Source organism: Pinirhizobacter sp., from assembly GCF_036499745.1.
GTDB lineage: Bacteria > Pseudomonadota > Gammaproteobacteria > Xanthomonadales > Rhodanobacteraceae > Pinirhizobacter.
Window position 1 is genome coordinate 36,225 of sequence record NZ_DASYDG010000009.1, and the last position, 26,442, is coordinate 62,666.

Consider the following 26,442-nt stretch of genomic DNA (forward strand, 5'->3'; position numbering starts at 1 on the left):
GCGGGCAGGACGCGTCTGGGGGAACATAGGTTCGATCCTAGGACATGGATGTTGACATGCACCCCATATTTTCTTCGGCTGCCCACCAGCTTCAGCGCCTGCTGCCGCAGGCGTGGTCTGCAGCCAGGTCGCAAGGTTCAAACGTTAGCTCGCAGTTGACGAATGTGCGTCAAGCTGGCGCCGCCACGAAGGGATGCCAGACAACTTATTCCGACGCCAAGGAACTGATACTCCGCAAAGCGTGCGAGGACGAGTCAGGTGCCAGGCGTGGTATCACCCTCAAAATTCTCAACATCGCCAGTGGGGTTCGTCGTCTTAGTAACGATGTGCAGGCGGAAAGGATAGTTACCGCGGGTAAAAACACTTTCTTCGGAACGAAGGTGGCGGCGGCTGCCGTCGGCGCCGTCAAGTCCAGACCCGAAATATTGCATGAAGGATGGCAAGCGAACCTGCGGAACGGCATAACTGCACTTATCAAGCGCGCTGGTGAGCAGGTGTTCCAGGTGCAGTCGGACGCCAGCTTGGGCGTGAAGCGCGAACAACGTTCGTCCGATGCCTTCCTCAATGCAATCCGGGTAGATAGCAGCAAACTGAAGCCTTATTACGACGCGATCATTGACGCCACGAAGCTCAACAAAGCGGGCCGCCATAAAGAGGCCCTCGACTTGCTGCGGGATGCTCCGGATCACCAGAAAATCATGGCTTACTTCCGGGTCCCACCCGGTGCGCATGGATCGGAGAAGGCCGATCGTGCTCTATCGCACGCGAACGAGGCGCGCGAAAGTTTCCATGCACTTGTGGATGGTCATGCTGAACCAGCCGGTGTCCTGGGCCAGCAGGTAGCATACGCGCGTAAAAATCCCGATGTGCTTGGCACGCGCGGCCTGGTGCAGTCGGTGGCCGCCGAGCTCTACCTTGTCGGCGCCTATAACGATGTGATCGCCACGTTGCTGCCGCCCGTGCCACCACGGACCGCTGCTTGATTAGCTGCGCATGGATGTTCATATGATCTCATCGGCAACTTGCTCATTGCCCAGCGTAGCCAGGCTTGTCGCGCAGTTCGAAGAAACCATCCGGCCGGCCGCCAGTAACGCTAACCAGACGATGGGGTTGCGGTCCGTCCAGCAAGTCACGGGATCAGGCGTGAACATTCGCAAGGCAAACGTTCCGTCGATCGACGGGCCAGGGGAGCGGTCAGAACGGCGGGCGATGCTTGGGAACGGCTTAACCCGTCTTATCGAGCATGCGATTCGACGATTGCGACAGGTTCGGTCGGATGCCAGGCGCAATGTCGTATCCAAAGGATCACGGGATAGTGCGGCGCTCAGAAAGGTCCGGGGAGACAATGGCATCGTCGTTGACTTTCTCCGGGCTATCATCAAGGCGAGGCGGCTGAACAACGATGGCCGCCATGTCGAAGCACTCGTCGCGCTGAAAGATGCTCCGGAGTACACGGATATCATGAAGCACGGAATCGAGGTCCCGCGCGGTCCGGAACCCAAGGCCTATCGAATCCTGCAAGCGAACGAATGCCGACGGGGATACTCCTACAACGCCCTCGTTACCGGCCGTGACGACAAACCCCACGGCGTCCTGGATCAACAGGGGGTGTGCAAGCACAGGATTCCCGACAAGCTTCGCATCCCTGCCTTGATCGACCTCGTAGCGTGGGAGCTCTATTCATTCGGTGCCTACGACGATGCGATCGTCACTTGGCTGCCGCCACCGCCCATCGCTTGAATGACGCGTCGTAAGGCGGTACGGCCCTGCGGGAAGCAATCAGCCCAAAGGAGGGCTACGTCATGACATCACCGTTTCGATCTGTTTTCAGTGCATTGGACTCCTGTTTTCCTACGCGTCGTGATATCGCCGAAAAACCTGGGGCTTCCCAGTCATCCGCTCGGATCTTCGGGCGGTCAAGCAGTGTGTCCTCGTCGCTCGCTGGCGTTGAGCAATCCACTGTTCAGCTGCTGCGTTGCCGCTCGATCAGCGATGACGCGGTAAGCACGGCAAGCTTGCCCGCAACGTTTGCCGAACTCGGCGAAGCCTGCCCATCCAGGGCGTCGTGGCTGCACGACAAATTCATGGCTGTCAGAACTTCCTCTCATGAGGGACCAGTTGGCTACGGGAGTGAGGCTGCAAAGCATCGCGCATCACGTCCACCTTCCGGACCGGATGCTATCCACGCCCACTCAGGCAAACGGTCAGTTATTGTCGACGCGCTTCGGCACATTTTAATGCCACCCCGTAAAACACCGATCGAAAAGCTTCGAGTCGCAACGAGCGAACTGGCGGACATGCAGCTTCGCCACTCGCTGACCGAACGTGGCAGGCGCGCGGAAGTCCTTTATGGCGAAACTATGGACAAGTGGCATAACGAAGGCGACCTGGCGGCTTATTCGTACGTCAAGCAACGTATGGCAGACGTGCGCAAGGCTGCCCTGATACCGTTGAGTTACGACCAAGTCTATGGACGCACAACGGCCCGGCCGAATGCCTTATTCGGTTCTCTGGAATCTGCTTCGCGTCGGAGCTCAACTTGCAATGGGACAGAGGCTACGGACTGCCACTCATCGCTTCCATCAATTGAGGACGATAGCGTTTTCGACGTCGGAACGGATCCGGTTGCGCCCGCCGTAGTGATTGCGACGAAGGGAACCACGCCACACACGTCGACGTCGAGTGCCGGTTCGAGCATAGTCAGTGCATTGCAACGGATGTTTTCCGTGCCGGAACGTGTACCGGGAGAAAAGCTTCAGAAGCTGGTCAAGGAGCTTCGGTCTGCGCAGATCCTGTACTCGTCCAGCGAACGCGGCGACCGCTCCAGGGATCTGCTTCGCGAAATAGGCGCCAGGCGTCGTAGCGATGGCGACGTCGCGGCCTATGTCCACGCGAAGCAGAACATCCGCAGCGTGCGAGAGGCATCGACGTCGGTCTCCAGGTGGCTGGAGAAGTTCCAACTTACGTAGGTCTCCCGAACAGTCAGTTCCCCTTGCCCTGAGGTTACCAGAGCACGCAATGGTATCGATCGCGAGAATCATGCGCGAATCCCCGCCATTAAGAAATATTACTACACGGACGTATCCCATGCCCCTGACATTTGGAAGTGTGGCCGCGCTGGCCGCAAAGTTTGACCGGCCTGTGGGCCGGATCGATCCCCTGGACACAAAGGCGACGATCAGCCGCCTCGTCTTGCGCAAGACAGGCCTTATGGCGGTGGCCAATGCCCCGCGCGGTGTGTGTATCGATCGGTCCAATCCTGGCGCCTCGGCCTCGCTCATCCAGCGTGTTGGCCCTGCGTCGAACGCATGCGGAGATAGTCATAAGCCGTCCATGCCCGGGCGATCGACCGACATTTACGCTCCTCAGAGTCGAGCGCAGTTTGCTGAGCGGTTGGCCTTTTTTGAATCCTTGGCCAAGGACTCAAGTGCGGGCGTAACGTCACCCAAAGCCGATCGTGCGGATAGTCCGCGGGGATTGGGCGCGATTGATGTTGTCGCACTTGAGGTCATCCGGAAACCATTGTCTCCAGCTCCACCAACTGCCGCGGAACCGAAAGAAAACCTTCAGCAGAGCGCCTCGAACCATAAGCAAGCGAACATCGTTGGGCCGCGTGGCGCGCAACCACCAAGGCCGCACAATCACCTTAAAGATATCGTGCAGAAGGGCAAAGCCAAGTTGCAGGACTGCCAGACGTCGTTCGTGCCTGCTGGTGAGAAAATCGCCAACCCTGCGAGATTCTCCATGCCACCGGTTGCAGCATCCTGGACGCCGCCTACGTCGCCTGATTCGGGTCATGACAGTCCGGTTGATAAGGCCAGGAGCCCTGGTTCACCCTTGAGTGAATTCATGCAGTCGATGTTGAGATATTCGCCTTCCGGGCTATTGAAAGACGAGCCATCGCCCGGATCATCCCGGGAATCACCGGACTCAAATCGTCCAGCTGTTACTGTTTCCAATCAAGTTATGCACGCGAGCGTGGATAAACCTAACCTGTTAGAGCGGTATTTCAGCGACCTTGCGTCGATTGCATTGGTTAACAAAGGAGTGGGTGTAGACGACAAGGTATCGTCGGCAGATGCCAGTTCCGACTATGAAAGCGATTCCCCGGGGTCGTTGTCTCCATCGCCGCCAGGCTCACCCGGCGCAGTGGTGCCCATGAGTACCTGGACGAAGGCATACGCTGAAGCAATCCTTCAGCCGCCATTCCTTCCGCCCGACGAGGATGTGTCGGTGACGGAGTTCAAGGATGCACTCGGACAACTTAACCGTGCCATCGATAGCGGAAGCAACAATACGATTGCCCACAATGCAATTGAACTTCTGGACCTCGCGATGAGCCACTTTGGGAACGGCCTCGTCGCGGAAGCCCATGCCGCGGTCATGTGTGCCTTAAATAGTTCGGCCGATGCCCCGACACCGTCAGAACTTTCGCCTGAGCCGGTATCCCTTACGGAAGCAGAATATGCAGAAGACCTGGACAGCTTGCTTAAAGACCTAGCTGATGTGGCGAAGCGGTATACCGGGTCGGCGCGGGGACGCGAAGCGAAGGCACTTCAGGCAGCAGCTTACGAGCAGTTTCAGACGAGTCCGGCAAGTCAGGTTTTCATCTTCCTTGAAGCCGCCATGCGAGACCTGAAACACTTCCCCACCGTGTCCAGGTCAGGTTGAAAGCTCCCTGACTGGGAAGGCCGCCTTACACGCCCTGGGCAAGCGGGTGACCCTAGCGAAACTGCGCCAACGAACGGACACCCGTCTCCGTTCGCCACTGATCGGCAAGATAAAAAAAGGCCACCGTCCTTGGGAAACGGTGGCCAGTCTGGGGAGATGCATTTCGGCGGCTGCGGGAACAGCCGCCTTTTTTCTAGTTATGCAAAGTACTTACAGCGTGAAGTCATAACGGAGGCCCAGGCGCACATATCGCGGGTCCTGGAATGAACGGGCACGCTTGAAGTTGGGGTTGGGCACGCCGGCGGCGGACTCACCCGTTTCAAAGTACTGCGTGACCTGCTGCTTGCCGATGATGTTGAAGACGTCGATCGAAAGGCCCAGCTTGTGGTCGGCGAAGGCCGGCTTCCACAGGGCGCTTACGTTAGCCGTATACGTCCACGGCGTGCTGCCGTACGAGCCGCGCGCAGCCGGCTTGCCGTTGCAGTAAAGGTAGGCTGCACCGTAACCGAACGGGTCGCCGCCCAGGGCGGGCGGACGCTGGCCGAAGCAGTTCACGGGATAACCCGACGCGATGCGCGTGTTGGTCGACACAGCCCACTCTTCGTTGAACTGGTAAACACCATAAATGCGTAGCTGGTGCTTCTGGTCCGACGGCAAGCGGCCGTTGGTGTTCTCCATGATTTCTGGGAAGTCCCACGCTTCGGTGGTGGACACGTCAGCCTGCACGATGTCCGAGTCGAGCTGGCCTTCGGCGTTGCCGTAGCTGCGCGAGAAGGTGTACTCGATCTTGCCGTACCACTTGTCGCTGAACTGGTGTTCGGCATAGAAGTCGGCCATGTAGTAGGCACGCTTGGCCTTCGGCTCACCGATCTCGACGGCGTTAAGCGGGATGGAGATGTACTGGCCGTCGGCCGGCGACAGCGTGAACGTATTGGCGCGGCCGGGGTTGTACAGGAAGCATTCGGTAGAGCGCGCGAGGCCTGCTTCCACGACATCCAGGTTGCCATGCTCCGCACCGTAGGTTTCAAACGGACGGATGTCGCAGGTATCGTCGATCAGGCTCTTCAGCTTGCGATACATGAACTTCGTGCCCACCGTCCAGTTTTCCGGAAGCTGCTTGTCTGCACCGAAGATGTATTCATCCTGGTAGTAGGAATGCAGATGCTGGGCCGACACCACCTTGGCGTCGGGCGGCGTGCCGTTCTCGCCGTTCAGGAAGTACAGACCAGCGGCGGGGTTCGCGGTACCCAGTCCCGTGGGAATACCCGTGGTTGGGTCGATGCCCGTGAACGAGTAGTACTGCGACGGGAAGGTGGAGGGACCAGCACCACGGATGGCCACGGATGTCGGCAGGCCCAGATGGTAACGGCCAGCGTTGGCGTAGATCTTCAAGGACGAATCGCCTTCCACATCCCACGAAATGCCCAGGCGCGGGTCAAGCTGGTGGCGCTGGCTGGCGTAAGCTTCACCCACGCCGTTGTAGTTGGTGAACTGCTCGTTGCGCAGGCCGATGTAACCGTGCCAGCGATCGGAGATCTGCCAGTTGTCCTCGATGAACTGCGAACGCTGGTTGGTGCGGGCGGTGGTGCCGGACGAAAGGCCTGTCTTGTCGACGAAGTAGCCATTGGGATAGTCCGCTGGGTTGTACAGGCCCGGATCCAGGCCCAAATTGGTCAGGCGCTGCTGGATCGACGAACCATTGCCCACGTCGTTATAGATGTACTGCGCACCGCCCACCGGCGAGGAACCGGCCGTGGCGCGAAGCACATAGTTGTCCACGCCGCCACGAAGATCGTGATCGCCAATGTGGTATTCGATGTTGATCGCCCAGCCGGTCGTGCTGTCCTTGGCCCCTGGCACTTCGATGGTGGTGGAACCGACAGTACAACCGCCCTGCGGATTGCCCTTGAAGGCCACGCGAGTGTCGGAAATCGGGGGGCAAACTCCACCGCTCGCACCGCTGACATCCTGCTCGTGAGGTGAACGAGTCTTGCCATACAGGGCGTTCACCGTCAGGTCATCGGTGATGTAGCCAGTGTAGTGGCCAATATAGGTCACGCCACCCGGCGTGGCATTGGTCTGCGTGCCGTTGTAGTTCTTGGTGGTCTGTTTGCCGAGGTAGGCACCCCGGCCAGTGGTGTAGTTGTAACCGAAGATCGACGAATCGGTATATTCAGAATCTCCCATCCCGGTGAATTCCAGGATGTGGCTGTCGGTGATGTTCCAGTCCAGCTTGGTCAACCAGCGGGTGGTGCTGGGGGCTTGGTTCTCATAGTCGTTGGCGCCATTTACACCGTAGAACTGGCCGGTGGACTTGATAAAATCGCCTGCGGCGAAGAAGAATAATTTGTCCTTGATCAGCGGGCCGCCGATGGAAGCGGAGTACTGGATCTGGTTGTTGTTGATGCGGTTGAAGGCATTACCCGTCTGGTAAAGGGTGCCGTCCTTCAGGTACACGCTGCGCGGCGTCTGCTGAAGCTGCTGGGGCGACCACAACACCTGCACGTCACCCTTCCACGTGTTGGTACCGCGCTTGGTCACCACGTTGATCACGCCACCGGTGGAGCGGCCATATTCGGCGCCGTAGCCGCCGATCAATACCTGTTCCTGGTCAATCGCGTCATAGGGCAACTGGCGTGAGCTCACGCCAGTCAGCGGGTTGGTGGCCTGGAAACCGTTGATGTAGTAAGAGTTTTCTGAAGCCGACGAGCCGCCGAAGGAAAGGGCGTTGCCATAGCCACGCGCCGCCGGCGTGGTGCCGGGCGCCAGCAGGGCGATGGAGCTCACCGAAGTACGGTCGATAGGCAGCTTGGCCAGTTGCTCGGACGTAAGCACTGTGCGTGAGTCCACGGAGCTGACGTCAATGGTGGGCAGGGCTGTCCCGATCACCTGGACGGCACCGAGCGTGGTGGCATTCTGGCTGTTGGCCGAGGAGGTGGCGTTGAACGACACCTCGGTGCCGGAACTGATCGTCGTCTGCACGCCCTTGTGGCTGTCCACCACAGCATCGCCTTTCATCAGGGTGACGTTGTAGAGACCGATCGGCAACGAAGCGGCGCGGTAACGGCCACTGGAATCCACCGGAATATCACGGCGGACGCCCGTATCCGGGCTTTCAATGTGCACCACGTCGCCAGGTTCGGCATTACCGAAGATCACGCCGGTGGCATTGGACTGGGCCAGGGCAGTCCCTGCCGTAATGGCAAGGCCGAAAATAACAGCGCAAGAAAGTGTGGTTCGCGCGAGGCGATGCACGGACCCCGAGCGGGGGGCCGGCTTGGTAAGGACAGGCATTGACAGTCTCCCAAAGAACTACAAAGACGCATCCATGCAGTCAGAAAAGCGAGGTTCGTCTCCCCACGAACCTCGTAGCGAAGGCGTTTGCCGCCAGCGCAATCGTTAAAACCCCATGAGGAGAAAGTGAGCCTCGGAACCTTTCGACTTGCTTTCCATTTCGCTGAATGCTGCGAATCTAGGAAAAATTCCTACGAAATTCGTTAGTTCCTGCTTAGGACATATAAACCACGACATAAAAAAAGGCCACCGTTCTTGGGGAAGCGGTGGCCTGGTCCAGGGAGATGCTTTTGTCGGCGGCTGCGGGAACAGCCGCCGGGTTTTTCTAGTTATGGGTTAACCGTATGCCTTACAGCGAGAAGTCGTAGCGGACGCCGAGGCGGACGCTGCGCGGAGCGGTGTAGCTGATCACGCGGCCGTAGTCCGGATCAGGTGCGCCGCCGGTGTTGGTGGCGTTGGTGTTGCTCGTCTCGCCGTACTCGTAGAACGAGGTCGGACGTTGCTGCCCGAACAGGTTGAAGATGTCGGCACTGAAGGTCAGCTTGTGGGCGAACAATTCGGGAGCGTACGAGGCATTGACGTTGATGATCTCGGTATACGGCAGCCGACCACGCGATCCACGGGCCACCGGATGGCCACCGCAGATGAAGTAGTTGTTGCCGTAACCGTAAGGGTCGCCACCCTGGGCGGCGTTCGCCGGCAGGCCCATGCAGCTCTTGGGTTCGCCGGAGGCCAGGTTGAGGTTGGCGCCGACCAGCCATTCCGGCGTGAGCTGCCAGAAACCGTAGGCCTTCAACACATGGCGGCGATCGTTCGGCAGCGAGCCGTTGGTGCCCTGCATGATCTCCGGGAAGTCCCACGACTCGGTGGTGGACACGTCCTGCTGGCCGATGTCCGAATCAAGCTGGCCTTCGGCGTTGCCGAAGCTGTGCGAGTACACGTACTCGAGCTTGCCGTACCAGCCATCGGCGAAATCGTGCTGTAGGTAAAAATCAGCGGCGATGTATTTGCGCTTGAGGCTCGGGAAGCCCAGGTCCTTCTTGCTGAGGTCGAAGGTCTGGTACGTGCCGTTGCCCGTGGTATCCACCGTGTAGGTGTTGGAGCTGCCCGGGTTGGAAATGAAGCAGGGTGCAGCGGGGCTGTCCGGATCGTACAGATACGCCGGGTTGGTCAACGGGATGTTGTGGGCCAGCGCATAAGCCTCGAACGGACGGCTGTCGCAGGTATCGTCGATGATGCTGCGCAGCTTGCGATAGGTGAACTTTACGCCGGTGGTCCAGTTGTCGGCCAGTTGCTTGTCGGCACCCAGGATGTACTCATCCTGGTAATAGGCCTTCAGGTTGCGGGCGGCGATCAGCTTCGGATCGGGCGCCACGCCGTTGGCACCGTTCTCGTACTGGGTGGCACCGTACTTGGTTATGCCCGTGGGCATGCCGGTGATCGGATCGATACCGGTGAAGGTCGCCAACTGCGTGGTGTAGGTAGATGCCGAAGCACCACGGATGGCAACGTTGGCGGGAATAGCCAGATGATAGCGGCCGGCATTGCCATAGATCTTCAGCGTGGAATCACCGAACACGTCCCAGGTAGCACCCAGACGCGGAGCAAGCTGATGGCGCTGCTTGGCGTACACCACACCGCTACCGTTGTAGTTGTCGAACTGCTCATTGCGCAGGCCGATGGATGCCAACACACGATCGGTTACCTGCCAGCGATCCTGCAGGTACTGGGCCTGCTGAGTCACCCTGACATGAGCCGTGGCGGCGAAGTAGCGCATGTCGACGTATTGCGTGGTGCCGACGGGGAGGAACGCGTCGGAATGGCCGGAAATCGTACCCGGTGCGCCGGTGTTGTCGTAGTACACCGCCTCGCCGGCCGGCGGATCGACCAGGCCGGAGAAGTCGCGGATGTTGTAGTTGTCCACGCCGCCGGTGATGTCGTGGCTGCCCAGCTTGTAATCCAGATCGATGCGCCAGCCGCTGGTCTTGTCGTTTGCGCCAGGTGAGAGGACGGAGCTGACGATGTTGCAGCCGCCCTGCGGATTGCCTGCGAAAGCCAGGCGATGGTCGGTGATCAGGCCGCAACCGTCGCCGGCGGCGCTCGACACGTCCTGGGTATGATCCGAATGCGTCTTGCCGTAGAGGGCATTGATGGTGAAGTCGTCGGTGATGTAGCCGGTGTACTTGGCGATGTAGACCGAGCCACCCGGCGTGGCGTTGGTGCCGACGCCGTTGTAGTTCTTGGTATAGGCATTGCCTCGGTACGTCGTGGACTGCATCGTGGCGTAGTTGTAATTCTTCAACGAGTCATTTTCCTGCTCGTTGTCGCCGATGCCCGTCAGTTCGATGATGTGGTCGTTGGTGATGTTCCAGTCGACCTTGGCCAGCCAACGGGTGGCGCGGGTGCTGTAGTTGGTGTCCTGCTTGGAGGCGGTGCTGGCAATGGTCTCGCCAGTGCCGTGGACAAAGTCACCCGCGGCGTAGAAGAACAGCTTGTCCTTGATCAGCGGGCCGCCGATTTCAGCGGAGTACTGCAGCTGGGATTGGGTATTGTCGCCGCGATACTGGTAGATGGTGCCGCAGGCTTTGCTGAGAGCCGGGTCGCACGCGGGATGGTAAATCGACTTGGGTGACTGCTCGAGCGAGCTGGGCGCCCAGTAAACGCCAGCGCTGCCCTGCCAGGTGTTGCCGCCGCGCTTGGTGATGATGTTCACCACGCCGCCGGTGGAGCGACCGTATTCCGGGCCATAGCCGCCGGTGAGTACCTGCTGCTGGTCGATGGCGTCGAAGGGCAGGGTGATGGAGCCCACGCCCGTCAGCGAGTTGGTGACGGCAAAGCCGTTGATGTAGTACTGGTTCTCCGAGGCCGACGAACCACCGAACGAAGCCACGTTACCGTAGCGCGCGTCGGCAGCCACCGTGCCCGGTGCCAGAAGCGACGTGGCCGTGATGTTGCGCTGTACTGGCAGCTTCTGCAGCTGCTCTGCTGTGAGCACCGTGCGCGAGTCTACCGACGACACGTCGATGGCCGGAAGGGCATTGCCCACCACGGTCACGGCGCCGAGGGTCTGCGCATTCTCGGCCGACGCCGAGGTGTTGTTGAACGACACGTTGACACCGCCACCCAGGCTCACCGCCACGTTGTTGCGGGTGTCCAGCGTGGTGCCATTGCTTATCAAACTCACCTTGTAGTTGCCGATCGGCAGTGAGGCCACGCGATAGCGGCCGTCCTTGTCCACCGAGATGTCACGTGTGAGGCCCGTATCGGCGTTCTCGATATGGATCACGGCATTGGGTGCTTCGGTCTGGCCGAAGATCGAACCGGAAGAGTTGCTTTGCGCAAAGGCGACGCCAGCACCGCCAAGGGCCAGGCCCACGGCAATGGACGTCGCAATCGCCCGGCGGGCGATTCGCACGTTGAGAATGGTCATCTAAGTTTTCCCCAGAAAAGTTCGGCAAAGCGTCCGTGCAGTTCTGCTGTCACCGGCGACGGATCTCCCCAGTCGTCGCACGGGTCCCGCCTGAAGCGGGACATCCCCTCCGAATCGTTAATTCGGAATGAAATGAACAGTTGCGTCCGTAACCTTTCGGGATGCTTTCGAGAAACGTGATTTCTCCCTCATATAGGAAAAATTCTTACGTCGCAAGTTATTGCTTTATCGCAAGATTTCTTGTTGTCCCGCAATTACCCGCTATCTCGGAACCCAAAATCCAGGCAAAAAAAACCGAGGCCAAAGGGCCTCGGCATGAGTCTGGGGATGCTCTTCGCGGCGGCCCCGGGAAAGGCCGCCGCTGTTTCTAGTTATGGTTAAGAAGCTTAGAAGTCGTAGGTGGCACCCAACTGCACCGAACGCGGCGGGGTGAACGACAGCGGGGTGTAGAAGTTCGGCGAGGCGATGAACTTGCCTTGCTCGGACGTATTGTCGAACTGCGTCGGACGCTGCTGGTTGAACAGGTTGTAGACGATCAGGTTGAACGCCAGCTTGTGATCGGCAAAGGCTGGACGCCACTCGACGTTGCCATTGACGATTTCCGTCCACGGCGTGCGACCGGTCTTGCCAGGAGCCGCCGGCGTACCGTCCGGTCCGCAGAAGTGGTAAGCCACCTTGTAGTTGTACGGGTCAAGCTGTTCCGGGCCGAAGTAGCCAAGGCAGGTCCTGGGGGTACCCGAGAGGATCTGCATGTTGGCGCCGACCATCCATTCCGGCGTGATCTGGTAGTAACCGATCAGCTTGAACTGGTGGCGGCGATCATTGGACTGGTCGCCGTTGGAGTTGGTCATCACGCCAGCGTTATCCCAGTCTTCGGTCTGCGACACGTCGTTCTGGCCGATGTCCGAGCGCACCGAACCTTCCGTGTTGCCGAAGCTGTGCGACCAGGTGTAGTCGATGCGGCCGTACCACTTGCCGTCGAACGGGTGCTCAAGGTACGTGTTCAGGGCGGCGTACTTGCGCTTCAGGTCCGGCATGCCGAAGGCTGACCAGGGGATGGTCAGGGTGCCATACGTGCCGTCTCCGCGGGGAACGTTGAAGGTGGAGTTCTTGCCCGGGTTCATGATGTAGCAACCTTGGCCTTCGGCCGCAGTCTCATCGAAACCCTGGGCGACACCTTCGGCGCCGAAGATGGCGGTATCGCAAACATCATCCAGGTCGTTGCGCAGCTTGCGCCACACGCCCTTGGCGCCAGCCGTCCACTTGTCGCCGAACATGTCGAACGACTTGTCGATACCGGCGATGTATTCATCCTGGTATTCAGCCTGAACGTTCTTGCTGGTGACCTGCTTCGGGTCGGGCGGCACGCCGAACTCGAGGTTGGCCGACACGCCGGGGTAATGGCCCTGCGGGATCTGCGTCAAGCCCGTGGGTACGCCCGATACCGGGTCGATGCCGGTGTAGGTGAAGTACTGGTCGGTAAAGGTGCTGCCTGCAGCGCCGCGAACAGCCACGTTGGACGGCTCGTCGAGGTAGTAGCGACCTGCGTTGGCGTACACCTTCATGCTGGAGTCGCCGAAGACGTCCCAGCTGGCGCCCAGACGGGGCGAGAGGTTCGGGCGGGTCAAGCGGATGTAAGCTGCGCCGTCAGGGTTGTAGTTGGTGAACTGGTCGTTGCGTACACCGATCGAAAGCAGCACGCGATCAGTCACTTGCCATTCGTCCTGGACAAACTGCGCGCGCTGTTTCACGCGTACCGACTTGGCAAAAGTGGTGAAGATCTCGTTGGCTACGTAGTAGCCATCGCCACCCGGGGCAGCTACTTCCTGTCCTGGCTGCGTGCTGATCGGGCTGTTCGGGGCGCCGTTGCCATATACCCAGGCCGAACCGCCTGGGTACTGGGAACCGGCGCCGATGGACTGGATGTCCATATTGTCGATACCGGCGGTGATCGAATGCGAGCCGACCTTCCAGTTGAAGTCGAAGCGCGCGTTTCGCGTCTTGTCCTCGATGTTCGGATTATCGACGGAGCTCGTGGCCACGGACTGGCCGGTATAGCCCGGACCGCCGCCGGTGTAGAGCGGATTCTGGCTGGACGAGCCGAAGATGATCGGGAACTGCGAGTTCACCCGCGTGGTATCGGTCTGCCTCATCTTGCCGTACATCGCATCGATGGTGATGTCATCGGTGATGTAGCCGGTGTACTTGAGGATGCCCAGGTCCGCACCCTGTTTGGTGACAACACCCGACCCGAGGTACGCGCCGCGCGTGCCCTTGATGTTATTCGGGTCGTTATAGGCGTACGAGAACACCTTCGGGTCGTACTCGGTCTTGTCCGATGCGCCGGTGAACTCCAGGATGTTGTTGTCGGTGATGTTCCAGTCGACCTTGGCGTACCACTTCGGGTCGGTGTAGCTGTATTTGGTGTCCTGGCCGACGTCGGTGGTCTGCACGTTGCGCCCGTCGACGCGGCGCTCGGCTTCCACGGCGCCGAAGATGAACAGCTTGTCTTTGATCAGCGGGCCACCGAAGTAGCCATCTACCGTCTCGGTGGTGTCCTTGTTCTCGTTGCGATAACGGAACGGCTGGCCCTGGCGGCCACCGCTGTCGTTGGAAAGATACTGCCCGCCGGTGGGGTAGTAGATGTTCTTCGGATCGGCTTCCAGCGACTTGGGCGAGAACAGGATCTGCGCGCCAAAGTGCCACTCATTGGTGCCGCGCTTGCCGACCTGGCTGATCACGCCGCCGTCGGAGCGGCCGTACTGCGCGCCGTAGCCGCCGGTCAGCACCTGCTCCTGGTCGATCGCGCCGTACGGGAGTGTCAGGCCGCCGAAGTTACGCAGCGGGTCGGTCGTGTTGAAACCATTGATGTAGTACGCGTTCTCGGCGATGGAGGAGCCGCCGAAGGAGTTCAGCACGCGGCCGCCCTCACCGGTAAGCAGCGACGTGCCGGCGTTGACACCGGGCGCCAGCTGGGCGATGGCCTCGGCATTACGGGCCAGCGGCAATCTGGCCAGCTGCTGCGAGGTAATGGTGGTACGGGAATCTACCTGGCTGACGTCAATGGCGGGCAAGGCGTTGGCGGTGACCTGCATGGCGCCCAGTTCCGTCGCGCCTGCGGCATTGGCTGCCGCGAACGAAACCTGGGTCGCGCCGCCGGCAGACAACGTGATGTTGTTGCGGGTGTCGACCGTGGCGCCGTCACGCAGCAGGGACACCGTATAGGTACCCAGTGGCAGCGAACTAGCCGAGAAACGGCCGTCGGCACCCACGCTGATCGTGCGGCTAAGGCCTGAGGAGCTCTGCAAGGTTACGGTTTCATTGGCACCGACGGGCGCATCGCCGTAGATGGAACCGGTAGTGGACTGTGCGAACACGGGCGCGGCGACGCCCATTGAGAGCGCCGTGACAACGGCGAGCGTAAGCGAACGTCGCGCAAGCGCGCGGCGGCTGCGATGGTTATTCCCCAAGTACATGTGCATCTCCGGACAAGTAGTGGCAAGGCATCCATGCAATTGAACTGTCACCGGCAACGAGTGCTCCCCTTCGTTGCGGGCTTTGGCGTTAAGAAAAGCCAAGGCTTCTTGTTAAATTCCAATTAGCAACCTTCCACTGGTTTTCTTTCGTGTTCCTTTCGCATCCTGTCACCTACATGACGACATCTTCACAATCGTGAAACACTGCGAAATACGCAAAAAAATAGGGGCGCCAAGAGGCGCCCCATGCAAAAGATCACCGTTTTATATTGCGGTTATTTCTTGCCGCCAAAATGCCAGTTGAACTCCACGAATACCGATCGGCCATAAATGTCGTAATTGTCCGCATTAAAATACGGAAGCGTGTAGTACGAGCGATCCATCGGCGGCTTGGTGTTGCGCAGGTTGTTCAGCACCAGGCTGATGCTGGCGTCATCGGGGAGCTGGTAACCCACATTGAGGTTGAACGTGGTCCACGAACCCAGGCGGCCAGCGCCGGGCACGGTGTAGCTGTTGTTCACCTGCGCCAGGTAGTTCGGGGTGCGGCCGCGGCGGTTGCCGAAGAGGGTGGCCGACCAGTCGCCCCGGTCCCAGCCCACGGACGCCGTGATGATGGTCTTGAAGTCGGTGGAATACTGCGGCTCGCGCAGCAGGTCGATGGTGGGTTCGCCGGCGTACTGCTGAAGCGTGTGCTTGAGCGTGTTGCTGTACGACGCACCCAGCCGAAGGTTCCCTGCGGTACCCATGTCGATGCGGTAGTTCGCACCCGCGGTCAGCGCATCCACTCGCTCGCTGGATGAGTTGATCGGACCGCTGCGGATCTGGGTGACGGCGCCGGTGGCGTCACGGGTAATGCGCGACAGGGCATCCTGGCACGAGGCCGAGCCTGCATCCATGCGTCCCGCCCGGCAATCAGCCTCGTTGCGAAACAGCGTGGTGACGCTCAGTTCTTCCACCTTGTCTGCGATGCGGATGGAGAGGTAGTCCAGGCTCAGGTTGAAATCCTGCGTGGGCGACCATACCGCGCCGACGCCATAGGACTTCGCCGTGATCGGCTTCAGGTCCGGATTGCCGGCGCGGACGCCGCGGGTCGACTGGTTGTATGCCGGACAGTCGCGCAGGGCCTCACCTGGATAGAACGTCTCGCAGCCGTAGAAATCCGGTGCGCCGGTGAAATAGCCGCTGTCGCCGGCGAACAGATAGCCCATGTCCGGTGCGCGGAATGCCGTGGCGTAGTTGGCGCGCAGCAGCAGGGTGTCGACCGGGCGGTATTCGAAGGCCAGCTTGTAGGTGGGCCGGCCAATGGTGTTACCCGTCCACTGGTAGCGGTCGTAGCGCACGGCAGCGTTGGCCAGCAGTTCGGCGGTGATCGGCACGCTCAGTTCGCCGGCCAGCGCATAGTGCTGGCGTTTGCCGTGGCCCTGGGTGCCCGAAAGACCCCAGTAGTTGCCGTTGACCACGCCAAGATCGGTGCGGTTGCTCCAGTGCTCGTTGCCGGCCTGGCCCACGATGGCAAGGCCGATGTCACCGGCGGGCAGTGCGGCCAGCGATGTGTTGGTGAGCTGGACATTGAGATCCTGCGTCCAGGTTTGGGACACGGAGTTGATCTGGCCGAGCGTGGCGATGTACTGCTCAGGGGTTACCGCCTGGTAGAAGTTCGCCCAGTTCGGCGCGTAGATCGGCAGGCCGGTGGCGGCGTCACTGCCCAGCTGCGGGCCCATGAACTGCTGTCCGAACAGCGAATCGAGCGGGCCGGCGAGCGGCCGGTTCTGCTTGTTGGTCAGCGAGTACGCCGAGCGGTTGTAGTAGGCATCGTAATCCCACGCCGAATCGCCCAGCCTGCCGCGGCCGCCCAGGATCACCTGGTATTGCTGGCCGATGTTGCGGTTGGCGACGCGGTCGTAGCCGCCGGTCTCTTCGGGCGACAACGCATGCTGGGCGAGCGTTTGCTGGCCGGTGGCCTGGTCGATGAAGCGGCCGCCGTTGTTGGCGCTCCAGAAGGTGTAGTTGGAACCGGAGATCGACGTGTTGGTGGAGGATCCATACAGCCCGCTGCCGTACAGCTCCAGATGGTCGTTCACCCTGAATGAGCTCGACAGGTAACCCGTGGCCGAGCGCTTCCTGTTCGAAAGGGTAGCCTGGCCGACTTCCTGGCTACCGCAGTAGTAGCCCGAGCCCGGCCGATACGCGTAGTACGTGCTGTTGTTGAAAAGCGACGACACGTTCTGGCAAGCCTCGGCGCCCGGATCCACGTACGAGGCACGGCCGTTGGCGTCGTAGACCATGTGGAGGAAATTCCGCGAGGCGACGGGGTCTGCACCGTCGCGCGAGGGATCGGATGCGGTTGAGCGGGTGAGCTTGCGGTCAGCGCCGTAGATCGGAGCCTGGTTGCCCAGCTCCACGCTGAAGACGGTTTTGGAGCGATCGGTGGAGTGGCCGCCGGTCAGCTGCACGCGCTGGTTGCCGCCACCGCCGTCGGTGTAACCGCCGCCACGGAAGTTCACGTCGAAACCGTTGACGTTCTTCTTCAGGATGATATTCACCACGCCGGCAATGGCATCCGAGCCATACACGGCCGACTGGTTACCCGGCACGATGTCGATGCGCTCGACGATCGAGGTGGGAATGGTGGAGATGTCCACGAAGTTGCTCTGGCCGTTGTAAAGCAACGGATAGTTGGCCAGTGGATGGCCATCGACCAGGATCTTGGTGAAGCCCGGATCCAGCCCGAACAGGCTGATCGACTGCGCGCCCTGGGTGAACGAGGCGCTTGTTTGTGCGTTCTGCACGGCGCCTGAGGCCAGCGGTGATGCCCGGAGCGCATCGGCCACGGTCTTGAAGCCCTGCCGCTGGATGTCGGCAGCGGTGATCTCGATGGTCGGCGTGGCGGTTTCCACCACGGCTCGCGGAATCAACGAGCCGGTAACGGTGACCGTTTCCAGCGTCTTGGGTTCGTTATCGGCCGCGAAGGCGGGCGCGAAGAAGGCTGCCGCAATGGCGGCGGCCAGGAGCTTCCTGGATTGCATGCTGTTGTCTTCCCTGGTGGTGTGTACTGACACGGCTATGCCGGGCCCGACATTCCACGCTAGGGGAATTTAGCAACAGGGAATATGGAAGAAAGCTCAAATTCCCGGGGGTGCGAAAGAAAACGGCGACGTGCCAAGGCACGTCGCCGCTCACTGCATACGCGATTGGATCAGTAGCGCGGAACGCTCGAATCGACTTCCTGCGACCACGCATCCATGCCACCGGCCACGTTGAACACGTTGCTGAAACCATGCGCGGCAAAGTGGTTGGCCGCTGCCATGCTGGAGTTGCCGTGGTGGCAGATGAAGGCGAGTACGGTGTCCTTGGGCAGGCGACCCAGGGCGTCGTAGCCTTCTTCTTCCAAAATACGGGCGCCGGCAAGGGGTGCGGCGGCGGCGCGGCCGTTGGCCGGACGCACGTCGACCAGGGTGATGGAGCCTTCAGCCATGCGGGTGGCCAGTTCCTGCACGGTCATCGACTTCACTTCGTTGGCGCCGGGGAACTTCAGGCTGAGGCCCTCGCCCTGCACGGTGCTTACCCAGTCGATCACGATGCCCTTGGCGCGCTGGGCGCTGCCCGGGTCGAAGTGCACTTCGATGCCGCTGGCGCTCACCACGATGTCGTGGTCCTGGGCCGGGGCGAGCTGGAAGCCGGCGCCGTGGTCCGGGCCGATCTCAAGATGCAGCACCATGCCTTGAGCATCCGCCATGCCGGCGCGGATGGCTTCGGCGGCCTTCTCGGTGATGGTGATTTCCGGCGGGGTGCGGTCGGGCGGGGTGGCGCCGAACAGGGAGTGAAGCTCGCCGCTGCCGTACATCTGGCGGATGATGTCCGCGCCGCCCACCAGTTCGCCTTCCACATACAGCTGTGGGATGGTGGGCCACTGGCCGTAGGTCTTGATGCCGTCGCGGATTTCCGCGTCCTGCAGCACGTCCACTGTGTAGTAATCGGGCAGCAGCTCGTTCAGCACATTGGTGGCCGAGGCTGAGAAGCCGCACATCGGCTGGCTGCGGTCGCCCTTCATGAACAGCACCACGCGGTGTTCGTTCAGCAGGGTTTCGATGCGTTCGCGGGTGGCGGAATCGAGGCTCATGAGGGGTCCGGGAAAGAATGGGGAATGGGCGTAGTTTAGCCGTTCGTCCGACATGGCCGCTTCGGGCCGGGATTTCAATGGGTTATGGCTGGGCAGGCGGCAGTTCGATGCCATCACGGAGGGTCTGATGGCGGGCCGGGGCTGTTATTGCGGCGGCTGGGCCAGCTCTTTGGCGCTTAAGTATCCATCGTGGTTGCGGTCCAGCCGATGGAACTGCGTTTCGTAGTTACGCCGCACTTCGTCCAGCCGCAGTGGCTTGCCGTGCTGGCCGGGAAGCTCCGATGCATCGAGCACGCCGTCGCCGTTGGTGTCCATGTGGCGGAACCCGGCGGTCATATAGGTAAGGTATTCGTCCCGGCTCACCTTGCCGTCGCCATTGGTGTCGAACTGGCGCAGGTACTCCGCCGGTGTGGCCTGGGCGACGGCGATGCCGGGCGCAGCGGATGCCGCCAGCATCGCCATGGCCGCGAAGGCGGCGCGGCGCATCAGCGCCGGTCGACGCCGACGAAGCGCAGGAACTCAGCGCGTGTGCGCGGATCCTCGCGGAAGCTGCCAAGCATCTGGCTGGTCACCATCGATACGCCGCGCTTGTGCACGCCGCGGGTGGTCATGCATTCGTGCGAGGCATCGATCACCACGCCTACGCCACGTGGCTGCAGCGTTTCCTCGATGCAGTGGGCGATCTGTGCAGTGAGTTTTTCCTGCACCTGGAAGCGACGGGCGAAACCATCGACCACGCGTGCCAGCTTGCTGATGCCCACCACGCGGTCGGTGGGCACATAACCCACGTGGGCGCGGCCGATGATCGGCGCCATGTGATGCTCGCAATGGCTTTCGAACTCGATATCCCGCAGCACGATCATCTCGTCGTAGCCGCCGACTTCCTCGAACGTACGGGCCAGGTAGTCGGCCGGGTCTTCCAGGTAGCCGGAAAACCAGTCGCGATAGGCCTTGACCACGCGCTTGGGCGTATCAAGCAGGCCCTCACGGGCGGGATCGTCGCCCGCCCAGCGCAACAGGACGCGCACAGCGTCCTCAGCCTGTTCGCGGGTGACATCAGGGTTCTTTGGCTCGGTCATGGGTCGTCAGGGTAGCCGGCTAAAGCGCCCATTGTAGCGCCAAGCCCATAAGAGCCCATTAGGGGTCAGAGTCATTATGCGTGCCAATCAAACAACAAAAGCCCATAAAGGGGTCAGAGCCATTTTGCGCACCAGTCAAACGACGAACCCTGTTCGCGATGCCAGTGTGTGTGAGCCAAGCTTAATGACTCTGACCCCCTTAAGGCCCGCGACCGGCAAGCGAGCCGCGCACATTTACTCTGACCCCTTAAGGCGGGTTGGGGTGGTATGTGTTCCGTTTTAATGACTCTGACCCCTTTAGGGGAGGGGTTAGTCGGGGGTGGGGGCTTCATCGTCGAGGTCGTCGTCGGGTTCGACGGGTTCCAGGGCGATTTTTAGGGCTTCGCTGGAGACGTCGCTGCCCAGGGACTGTACTTCGCGCAGGCGTTTTTCGATCGCCCGGGTGCGGACGCCGGCGCTGTCGATGCTGTTGCGCACGGTGTCCAGTTGCTTGCGGGTTTTCTCAAGGACCGTGCCGAACTTGCCGAACTCGGTCTTCACCGCGGCCAGCACGTGCCAGACCTCGCTCGAGCGCTTTTCAATGGCGAGCGTGCGGAAGCCCATCTGCAGGCTGTTCAGCAAGGCGGTAAGGGTGGTGGGCCCGGCCACGGTGACGCGGTATTCGCGCTGCAGCAGATCCGACAGGCCCGGACGGCGGATCACTTCCGCATACAGGCCCTCGGTGGGCAGGAACAGGATGGCGAAGTCGGTGGTGTGCGGCGGGCCGACGTACTTGCCGTGGATGCGCCTGGCTTCCTCGCGCACGCGCACCTCCAGCGCGCGGCCGGCGGCGAGTGCGGCGTCGGCGTCGGCGGCGTCCTGGGCGTCGAGCAGGCGCTGGTAGTCTTCCACCGGGAATTTCGCATCGATCGGCAACCACACCGGCACGCCATCTTCGGTGCCGGGCAGGCGGATGGCGTATTCCACGCGCTCGGAGGAACCGGGAATGGTCGCCACGTTGGCGGCGTATTGCTCGGCCACCAGGATCTGTTCCAGCAGCGAGCCCAGCTGCACTTCGCCGAAGGTGCCGCGGGTTTTGACGTTGGTCAGCACGCGCTTCAAGTCACCCACGCCGGCAGCCAGGGTCTGCATTTCGCCCAGTCCGCGCTGCACCGCCTCAAGGCGCTCGGACACCAGCCGGAACGACTCACCCAAACGCGTTTCCAGGGTGGCGTGGAGTTTTTCATCCACCGTCTGGCGCATCTGCTCAAGCTTCGCGGCGTTATCGTCCTGGATGGATTTGAGCTTCGATTCCAGCACCTGGCGCACCTCGCCCAGGCGCTTTTCGTTCTCGGCGGCCAACGCACCAAGGCGCTGTTCCAGCAGGCTGCCAAACTGACGCAAGGTGGCCGAACCTTCTTCACGCGCCTTGCGGGCATCCTCGCCGAGGCCTTCGCGCAGGCCCTGCATGCCACGATCGGTACGTTCAGTGAGCTGATCCAGGCGCTTGCCGAAGCCGTCGATGCGTTCACCGCTGGCCTGGCCCATACGGCCGAGTTGTTCCTGCACGTGTCCGCGGAACTGCTCGAAGGTGGCGCCCAGTTCCGCTCGGCCGGCGCGTTGTTCCTCGCGCAGCACCGCATCGAGCTGGCGGCTGCCGGCCAGCAGGGCATCGAGTTTGCCGCCGTTGCCCTCATCGCGCGGCTTGCGCACGGCCAGCACGACCAACAGCAACAGACAGGCCAGCACGGCCACCAGCAGGACGATAAGAAGAGTGTCGGTCATGCGGCTATGGTACCCGCAGCCGTCTCACCCTTAGCGACGCCGCAGGCGGCGCTTCAAAAAAGCGAGGGTTTTCAGTTCCAGCTGGCGTGGATGGCGGCCGGTTTCCGGTGGCACTACCTTGTGCAGTGAGCCATCGCGCCAGCCCTCGAACACTTCGGGGTGGATGTACGACTTGCGGCACACCGTCGGCGTATTGCCCAGAGTGTCGGCCACCTCCTGCACCGCTTCCTTCAACGTGGCGCGGATGGCCCGCTCGCCACCGGATTCCGGCAGCGGTGTGCGGGCCAGCACCGCCACTGCCTGCGTGGTACCTCCCCAGGTGCGGAAATCCTTGGCGGTGAATTCCCCGCCGGTGATCTCGCGCAGGTAATCATTCACCATGCCCGAATCCACCGGTTGCCGGGTGCCTTCGTCGTCCAGGTACTGGAACACGCGCTGGCCCGGCAGATCCTGCACCTGGCGCACCGCCTTCACCAGGCGCTTGTCGTCCAGCTCCACCTCGTGCTCCTTGCCGCTCTTGCCACGGAAGCTGAAAAGAAGGCGGCCGGGAAGCGCCTTGATATGACGCGAGCGAAGGGTGGTAAGGCCGAAGGAGTTGTTCTCCTTCGCATACGCATCGTTACCCACGCGGATCAAGGTTTCTTCCAGCAGGCTCACGATCAGCGCCAGCACCTTCTGGCGCGGCAGGCCGGGCAGGGCCAGGTCGCGTTTCAGCCGGCGGCGCATGGCCGGCAGCTGCTGGGCGAATTCCACCACCCGCTCGAACTTGCCCCGGTCGCGCTCGTCACGCCATTTAGCGTGGTAGCGGTACTGCTTGCGCCGCCGCGCGTCCCGTCCGGTGGCCTGCAGGTGGCCGCGTTCGTTGATGCAGATCCACACCTGGGTATAAGCCGGCGGGATGGCCAGCATGCGGATGCGATCCAGGGTGTGGGCATCGCGCACCGCCTTGCCGTCGATGCCGATATACGAAAACCCCTTGCCCCGGCGGCAGCGGGTAATTCCCTTGTCGGTGTCGCACACATACACCAGCCCTGCATCGCGTGCGTGCTGCTGCTCGGCGGTGAGGGCCGCCACCAGGGGGGAGGGGTCGGGTTTGCGCGTCATGCTGCCGGAGTGTGTCCGGCAACATGATCAAGCGGTGGTGAAATCTAGCCGAAGGGTTCGAGCTTCTTCTTCACGGCCACGTTCTTCAGGGTGGCATAAGCGGGCAAACCGTTCTTGCCATAGGGCGGCGGTGCCTCGCCCTGGATCAAGGGCGCAAGGTATCGTCGCGCGGCGGCGGTGATGCCGTAGCCGTCCTTGGTGATGAACGAAGCCGGCATTTTCTTCTCGCGATTGGCGATCTTCGACAGCTCCGCCGGCTCCACTTTCCATCGATACGGGGCATCGGACGTGCGCACGATCACCGGCATCACCGCGTTCATGCCCTTCGCTGCGTATTCGACCGCGGCCTTGCCCACCGCATAGGCCTGTTCCACATCCACCTTCGAGGCGGCGTGGCGGGCCGAGCGTTGCAGGTAGTCGGGCACCGCCCAATGGAATTTGTAGCCAAGCTTGTCGCGGATAAGCCCGGCGATCACCGGCGCCAGGCCGCCCAGCTGGGCATGGCCGAAGGCGTCAACGCCACCGGCCTCGGCCAGGAATTTGCCGTCCGGCGCCAGCAGGCCTTCCGATGCCACCACCGTGCAATAACCCACGCGCTTCACCGTGGCCTTCACTTTGGCCAGGAACTCAGCTTCGTTGAAGGTGCGCTCGGGGAACAGGATGATGTGCGGCGGGGCGTCGCTGCCTTCGCCGGCCAGGCCCGCGGCTGCTGCGATCCAGCCGGCGTGCCGGCCCATCACTTCCAGGATGAATACCTTGGTGGAGGTCTCGGCCATCGAGGCCACGTCAAGGCTGGCCTCGAGCGTGGAGATCGCCGTGTAGCGCGCCACCGAGCCGAAACCCGGGCAGGTGTCGGTCACCACCAGGTCGTTGTCCACCGTCTTGGGCACGCCGATGCAGCTCAATTCATAGCCAAGGGATTTCGACAGCTGGGACATCTTGTAGGCGGTGTCGGCGGAGTCGTTGCCGCCGTTGAACAGGAAGGTGCGGATGTCGTGGGCTTTGAACACCTCGATCAGGCGTTCATATTCCTTGCGGTCGGTATCGATGGATTTGAGCTTGTAGCGGGCCGAGCCGAAGGCGCCGCCCGGGGTATGGCGAAGCGCCGCGATGGACTTTGCGCTTTCCTTCGAGGTATCGATCAGGTTCTCGCGCAGGGCGCCCAGGATGCCGTTGCGGGCCGCGTACACCTTCAGCCCCCTGGCCCGGGCGGTTTCGATCACCCCCGCGGCGGTGGCGTTGATCACGGCGGTGACACCGCCGGACTGGGCATAGAGCAGCTTGCCGGGGGACGACCTGGTGGCCATGCGCTGGTTCCTTTTCGCGGGGGTACTTACCTTAGCCCAGGCCGGTTTGACGGGGAAACACCCTTTGGTTACCGTGATTGTCATTTTTTCGATGTTCGGCGCCCTGAAGCGGGTGCCCGGACTCTATTGGAGCCATATGCGACTCGTGCTACTCGGAGCCCCCGGATCGGGCAAGGGAACCCAGGCCACGCGCCTGAAGGAAATACTCGGCGTGCCGCACATTTCCACTGGCGACCTGCTGCGCGCAGCCGTATCCGCCGGCACCCCGCTGGGCCTGAAAGCCAGGGAAGTGATGGACGCAGGTCACCTGGTGTCCGATGACATCGTGCTGGGCATGCTCGAAGAACGCCTTTCCCAGGACGACGCCCGCGCCGGGTTCATCCTGGACGGCTACCCGCGCAACCTGGCCCAGGCCGATGCGTTCGATGGCCTGCTGTCCCGCCTGAACCAGCCGCTGGACGTGGTGGTGAAGTTCGAAGTGCCCAGCGACGCCATCATTGGTCGGGTGGAACAGCGCTTCAAGGCGGAAGGCCGCGCCGACGACAACCCCGACACCGTGCGCAAGCGCCTTGAGGTGTATGCGGAGCAAACCGCCCCCGTGGCGAATTTCTACGCCCAGCGCCACCTGCTCAAAGTGGTGGACGGCGTCGGTCCGATCGACGAGGTCACCGAACGCATCACCGGCGTGCTGCCCCGGGGCACCGCGCCCGCGGGCGGTTAAGGCCGCCCCGACCCCGCCGGGCCGCATCGCGGCCCGGCGCCCCACTGCAACCGGAATCCCATGCGCCTGCATATCCTTGGCATCTGCGGCACCTTCATGGGCGGCGTGGCCGCGATCGCGCGCGAACTGGGCCTGGTGGTGGAAGGCTCCGACACCAACGTCTACCCGCCGATGAGCATCCAGCTGGAAGTTTTAGGCATTGAGCTAAAGCCAGGATATACAGCGGCGCACCTGCACCCGGTGCCGGATCTCGTTGTCGTGGGCAATGCGATGACGCGTGGCAACCCCGCCATCGAAAGCATGCTCGATGAGCGCATGCCATACATCAGCGGCCCGCAGTGGCTGGGTGAAACCGTGCTGGCCCAGCGCCAGGTGCTGGCCGTGGCCGGTACGCACGGCAAGACCACCACCACGAGCCTGCTGGCGCACCTGCTTGAATCGGCGGGCCTGGCGCCGGGCTTCCTGATCGGCGGGGTGCCTGGGAATTTCACCGTGTCCGCGCGGCTGGGCACCGGCGCGCCGTTCGTGATCGAGGCCGACGAATACGACACGGCCTTCTTCGACAAGCGCTCGAAGTTCGTGCACTACCGGCCGACCATTGCCATCCTCAACAACCTCGAATACGACCACGCCGATATCTTTCCCGATGTCGAAGCCATCGAGCGCCAGTTCCATCACCTGGTGCGCACGGTGCCGGGTAACGGGCGGCTGATCGTCAACGCCCACGACGATCATCTGCGCAAGGTGCTGGCCATGGGTGCGTGGACACCGGTGGAAACCTTCGGCATCGGTGAAGGCCACTGGCAGGCGCGGTTGCTCAAAGCCGATGGTTCGGCTTTCGAAGTGTCGCGTGGCGATCACCTGGTGGGCACCGTGCAGTGGGACATGCTGGGCAACCACAGCGTACTGAACGCCCTGGCCGCGCTGGCCGCGGCTTCGGCCGCCGGTGCGGACCCGGGCGCCCTGCTTGGCGCGTTCTCCAGCTTCCGCTCGGTGCGCCGGCGCATGGAGAAGATCGGCGAGCATCACGGCATCACCGTATACGACGACTTCGCCCACCATCCCACGGCCATCGCCACCACCCTGGCAGGCCTGCGCGCCAGCGTTGGTGATGCCCGCATCCTGGTGGCGCTTGAGCCCCGTTCCAATTCCATGCGCGCCGGTGCCCATGCCGAAGGCCTTGCGCCTTCGCTGGCCGATGCGGATGCCGTGGTGTTCCTGCAGCGGCCGGAACTGGCCTGGGATGCAGGAAAGGTCACCGATGCGCTGGACGGCCGTGGCCAGACCGCGCCATCGGTGGAGGCACTGATCGAAAAACTGCAGGCGCTGGCGAAGCCCGGCGACCGCGTAGTGTTCATGTCCAACGGCGGTTTCGAAGCGGCGCCGCGTCGTTTCTTCGCGGCGATCGCCGGACGCTGAGGCCCCCTCGCTGTCGACGCAAGCCGGGCGACATTCGTGCACGTTTCATGAAGGCAC

Annotated in this window: 17 protein-coding genes; 6 read left to right on the forward strand and 11 right to left on the reverse strand. The window is 61.9% G+C overall.

Going from position 1 to position 26,442, the window contains the following annotated elements; translation table 11 throughout:
- Window positions 1–56 precede the first annotated feature (56 nt).
- Together VGM61_RS02730 and VGM61_RS02735 are read left to right on the forward strand one after the other, a co-directional pair.
- Entirely contained in the window at window positions 57–983 is a 927-nt protein-coding gene (locus VGM61_RS02730) for a hypothetical protein (RefSeq protein WP_331521177.1), read from the forward strand.
- A 160-nt stretch (window positions 984–1,143) separates the two neighbouring features.
- Window positions 1,144–1,740 (forward strand): hypothetical protein, encoded by a 597-nt coding sequence (locus VGM61_RS02735; protein ID WP_331521178.1) that lies wholly within the window; start codon window positions 1,144–1,146, stop codon window positions 1,738–1,740.
- Between the two features lie 223 nt (window positions 1,741–1,963).
- Here the strand turns inward: VGM61_RS02735 and VGM61_RS02740 are convergent, their stop codons facing one another.
- Window positions 1,964–2,086 (reverse strand): hypothetical protein, encoded by a 123-nt coding sequence (locus tag VGM61_RS02740; RefSeq protein ID WP_331521179.1) that lies wholly within the window; start codon window positions 2,084–2,086, stop codon window positions 1,964–1,966.
- A 211-nt stretch (window positions 2,087–2,297) separates the two neighbouring features.
- On the opposite strand from VGM61_RS02740, the gene VGM61_RS02745 reads away from it, so the two are divergent.
- Both VGM61_RS02745 and VGM61_RS02750 read left to right on the forward strand, forming a co-directional pair.
- The gene (locus VGM61_RS02745) at window positions 2,298–2,969 is read left to right on the forward strand and encodes a hypothetical protein (RefSeq protein WP_331521180.1); all 672 of its coding nucleotides are present in this window, start codon (window positions 2,298–2,300) and stop codon (window positions 2,967–2,969) included.
- Between the two features lie 118 nt (window positions 2,970–3,087).
- Window positions 3,088–4,671, forward strand: a complete 1,584-nt coding sequence (locus VGM61_RS02750; RefSeq protein ID WP_331521181.1) for a hypothetical protein — start codon at window positions 3,088–3,090, stop codon at window positions 4,669–4,671.
- Window positions 4,672–4,881: 210 nt separating this feature from the next.
- On the opposite strand, the gene VGM61_RS02755 is transcribed toward VGM61_RS02750, so the two are convergent.
- The 10 genes from VGM61_RS02755 to VGM61_RS02800 all read right to left on the reverse strand — a co-directional run bounded on the left by VGM61_RS02755 (window position 4,882) and on the right by VGM61_RS02800 (window position 24,245).
- A complete protein-coding gene (locus VGM61_RS02755; protein ID WP_331521182.1) occupies window positions 4,882–7,965 on the reverse strand; it encodes a TonB-dependent receptor in 3,084 nt (1,027 codons plus the stop codon).
- A 349-nt stretch (window positions 7,966–8,314) separates the two neighbouring features.
- Window positions 8,315–11,395, reverse strand: coding sequence for a TonB-dependent receptor (locus tag VGM61_RS02760; RefSeq protein WP_331521184.1), 3,081 nt, complete (start codon window positions 11,393–11,395; stop codon window positions 8,315–8,317).
- A gap of 386 nt (window positions 11,396–11,781) precedes the next feature.
- On the reverse strand, window positions 11,782–14,871 hold the full coding sequence (locus VGM61_RS02765; protein ID WP_331521185.1) for a TonB-dependent receptor: 3,090 nt from the start codon (window positions 14,869–14,871) through the stop codon (window positions 11,782–11,784).
- Between the two features lie 275 nt (window positions 14,872–15,146).
- Window positions 15,147–17,897 carry a TonB-dependent receptor domain-containing protein gene (locus VGM61_RS02770; RefSeq protein WP_331521186.1) on the reverse strand — a complete coding sequence of 917 codons (2,751 nt, stop codon included), beginning with the start codon at window positions 17,895–17,897 and terminating at the stop codon, window positions 15,147–15,149.
- A 170-nt stretch (window positions 17,898–18,067) separates the two neighbouring features.
- A complete protein-coding gene (gene grxD, locus VGM61_RS02775) occupies window positions 18,068–18,991 on the reverse strand; it encodes a Grx4 family monothiol glutaredoxin (RefSeq protein ID WP_331521187.1) in 924 nt (307 codons plus the stop codon).
- A gap of 144 nt (window positions 18,992–19,135) precedes the next feature.
- On the reverse strand, window positions 19,136–19,477 hold the full coding sequence (locus VGM61_RS02780; protein ID WP_331521188.1) for an EF-hand domain-containing protein: 342 nt from the start codon (window positions 19,475–19,477) through the stop codon (window positions 19,136–19,138).
- The gene (gene folE / locus VGM61_RS02785) at window positions 19,477–20,070 is read right to left on the reverse strand and encodes a GTP cyclohydrolase I FolE (protein WP_331521189.1); all 594 of its coding nucleotides are present in this window, start codon (window positions 20,068–20,070) and stop codon (window positions 19,477–19,479) included. Before folE ends, VGM61_RS02780 begins: the two co-directional genes overlap by 1 nt.
- Window positions 20,071–20,379: 309 nt before the next feature.
- Window positions 20,380–21,834 carry a DNA recombination protein RmuC gene (gene rmuC / locus VGM61_RS02790; RefSeq protein WP_331521190.1) on the reverse strand — a complete coding sequence of 485 codons (1,455 nt, stop codon included), beginning with the start codon at window positions 21,832–21,834 and terminating at the stop codon, window positions 20,380–20,382.
- A gap of 30 nt (window positions 21,835–21,864) precedes the next feature.
- Window positions 21,865–22,938: a DNA topoisomerase IB gene (locus VGM61_RS02795; RefSeq protein WP_331521191.1), complete on the reverse strand. Its 1,074-nt coding sequence runs from the start codon at window positions 22,936–22,938 to the stop codon at window positions 21,865–21,867.
- Between the two features lie 44 nt (window positions 22,939–22,982).
- Window positions 22,983–24,245, reverse strand: a complete 1,263-nt coding sequence (locus VGM61_RS02800; RefSeq protein WP_331521192.1) for a 6-phosphofructokinase — start codon at window positions 24,243–24,245, stop codon at window positions 22,983–22,985.
- A 136-nt stretch (window positions 24,246–24,381) separates the two neighbouring features.
- Between VGM61_RS02800 and VGM61_RS02805 the strand changes: the two genes are divergently transcribed.
- Both VGM61_RS02805 and mpl read left to right on the forward strand, forming a co-directional pair.
- On the forward strand, window positions 24,382–24,966 hold the full coding sequence (locus VGM61_RS02805) for an adenylate kinase (protein ID WP_331521193.1): 585 nt from the start codon (window positions 24,382–24,384) through the stop codon (window positions 24,964–24,966).
- Between the two features lie 60 nt (window positions 24,967–25,026).
- The gene (gene mpl, locus VGM61_RS02810; RefSeq protein WP_331521194.1) at window positions 25,027–26,385 is read left to right on the forward strand and encodes a UDP-N-acetylmuramate:L-alanyl-gamma-D-glutamyl-meso-diaminopimelate ligase; all 1,359 of its coding nucleotides are present in this window, start codon (window positions 25,027–25,029) and stop codon (window positions 26,383–26,385) included.
- Window positions 26,386–26,442 lie beyond the last annotated feature (57 nt).

Bases quoted from the DNA above. Each gene is read 5' to 3' on its own strand.
- VGM61_RS02730 (WP_331521177.1), top strand. From the start codon at position 57: ATGCACCCCATATTTTCTTCGGCTGCCCACCAGCTTCAGCGCCTGCTG.
- VGM61_RS02740 (WP_331521179.1), bottom strand. From the start codon at position 2,086: ATGAATTTGTCGTGCAGCCACGACGCCCTGGATGGGCAGGCTTCGCCG.
- VGM61_RS02745 (WP_331521180.1), top strand. From the start codon at position 2,298: ATGCAGCTTCGCCACTCGCTGACCGAACGTGGCAGGCGCGCGGAAGTC.
- VGM61_RS02750 (WP_331521181.1), top strand. From the start codon at position 3,088: ATGCCCCTGACATTTGGAAGTGTGGCCGCGCTGGCCGCAAAGTTTGAC.
- VGM61_RS02755 (WP_331521182.1), bottom strand. From the start codon at position 7,965: ATGCCTGTCCTTACCAAGCCGGCCCCCCGCTCGGGGTCCGTGCATCGC.
- VGM61_RS02760 (WP_331521184.1), bottom strand. From the start codon at position 11,395: ATGACCATTCTCAACGTGCGAATCGCCCGCCGGGCGATTGCGACGTCC.
- VGM61_RS02765 (WP_331521185.1), bottom strand. From the start codon at position 14,871: ATGTACTTGGGGAATAACCATCGCAGCCGCCGCGCGCTTGCGCGACGT.
- VGM61_RS02770 (WP_331521186.1), bottom strand. From the start codon at position 17,897: ATGCAATCCAGGAAGCTCCTGGCCGCCGCCATTGCGGCAGCCTTCTTC.
- grxD (WP_331521187.1), bottom strand. From the start codon at position 18,991: ATGAGCCTCGATTCCGCCACCCGCGAACGCATCGAAACCCTGCTGAAC.
- VGM61_RS02780 (WP_331521188.1), bottom strand. From the start codon at position 19,477: ATGCGCCGCGCCGCCTTCGCGGCCATGGCGATGCTGGCGGCATCCGCT.
- folE (WP_331521189.1), bottom strand. From the start codon at position 20,070: ATGACCGAGCCAAAGAACCCTGATGTCACCCGCGAACAGGCTGAGGAC.
- rmuC (WP_331521190.1), bottom strand. From the start codon at position 21,834: ATGACCGACACTCTTCTTATCGTCCTGCTGGTGGCCGTGCTGGCCTGT.
- VGM61_RS02795 (WP_331521191.1), bottom strand. From the start codon at position 22,938: ATGACGCGCAAACCCGACCCCTCCCCCCTGGTGGCGGCCCTCACCGCC.
- VGM61_RS02800 (WP_331521192.1), bottom strand. From the start codon at position 24,245: ATGGCCACCAGGTCGTCCCCCGGCAAGCTGCTCTATGCCCAGTCCGGC.
- VGM61_RS02805 (WP_331521193.1), top strand. From the start codon at position 24,382: ATGCGACTCGTGCTACTCGGAGCCCCCGGATCGGGCAAGGGAACCCAG.
- mpl (WP_331521194.1), top strand. From the start codon at position 25,027: ATGCGCCTGCATATCCTTGGCATCTGCGGCACCTTCATGGGCGGCGTG.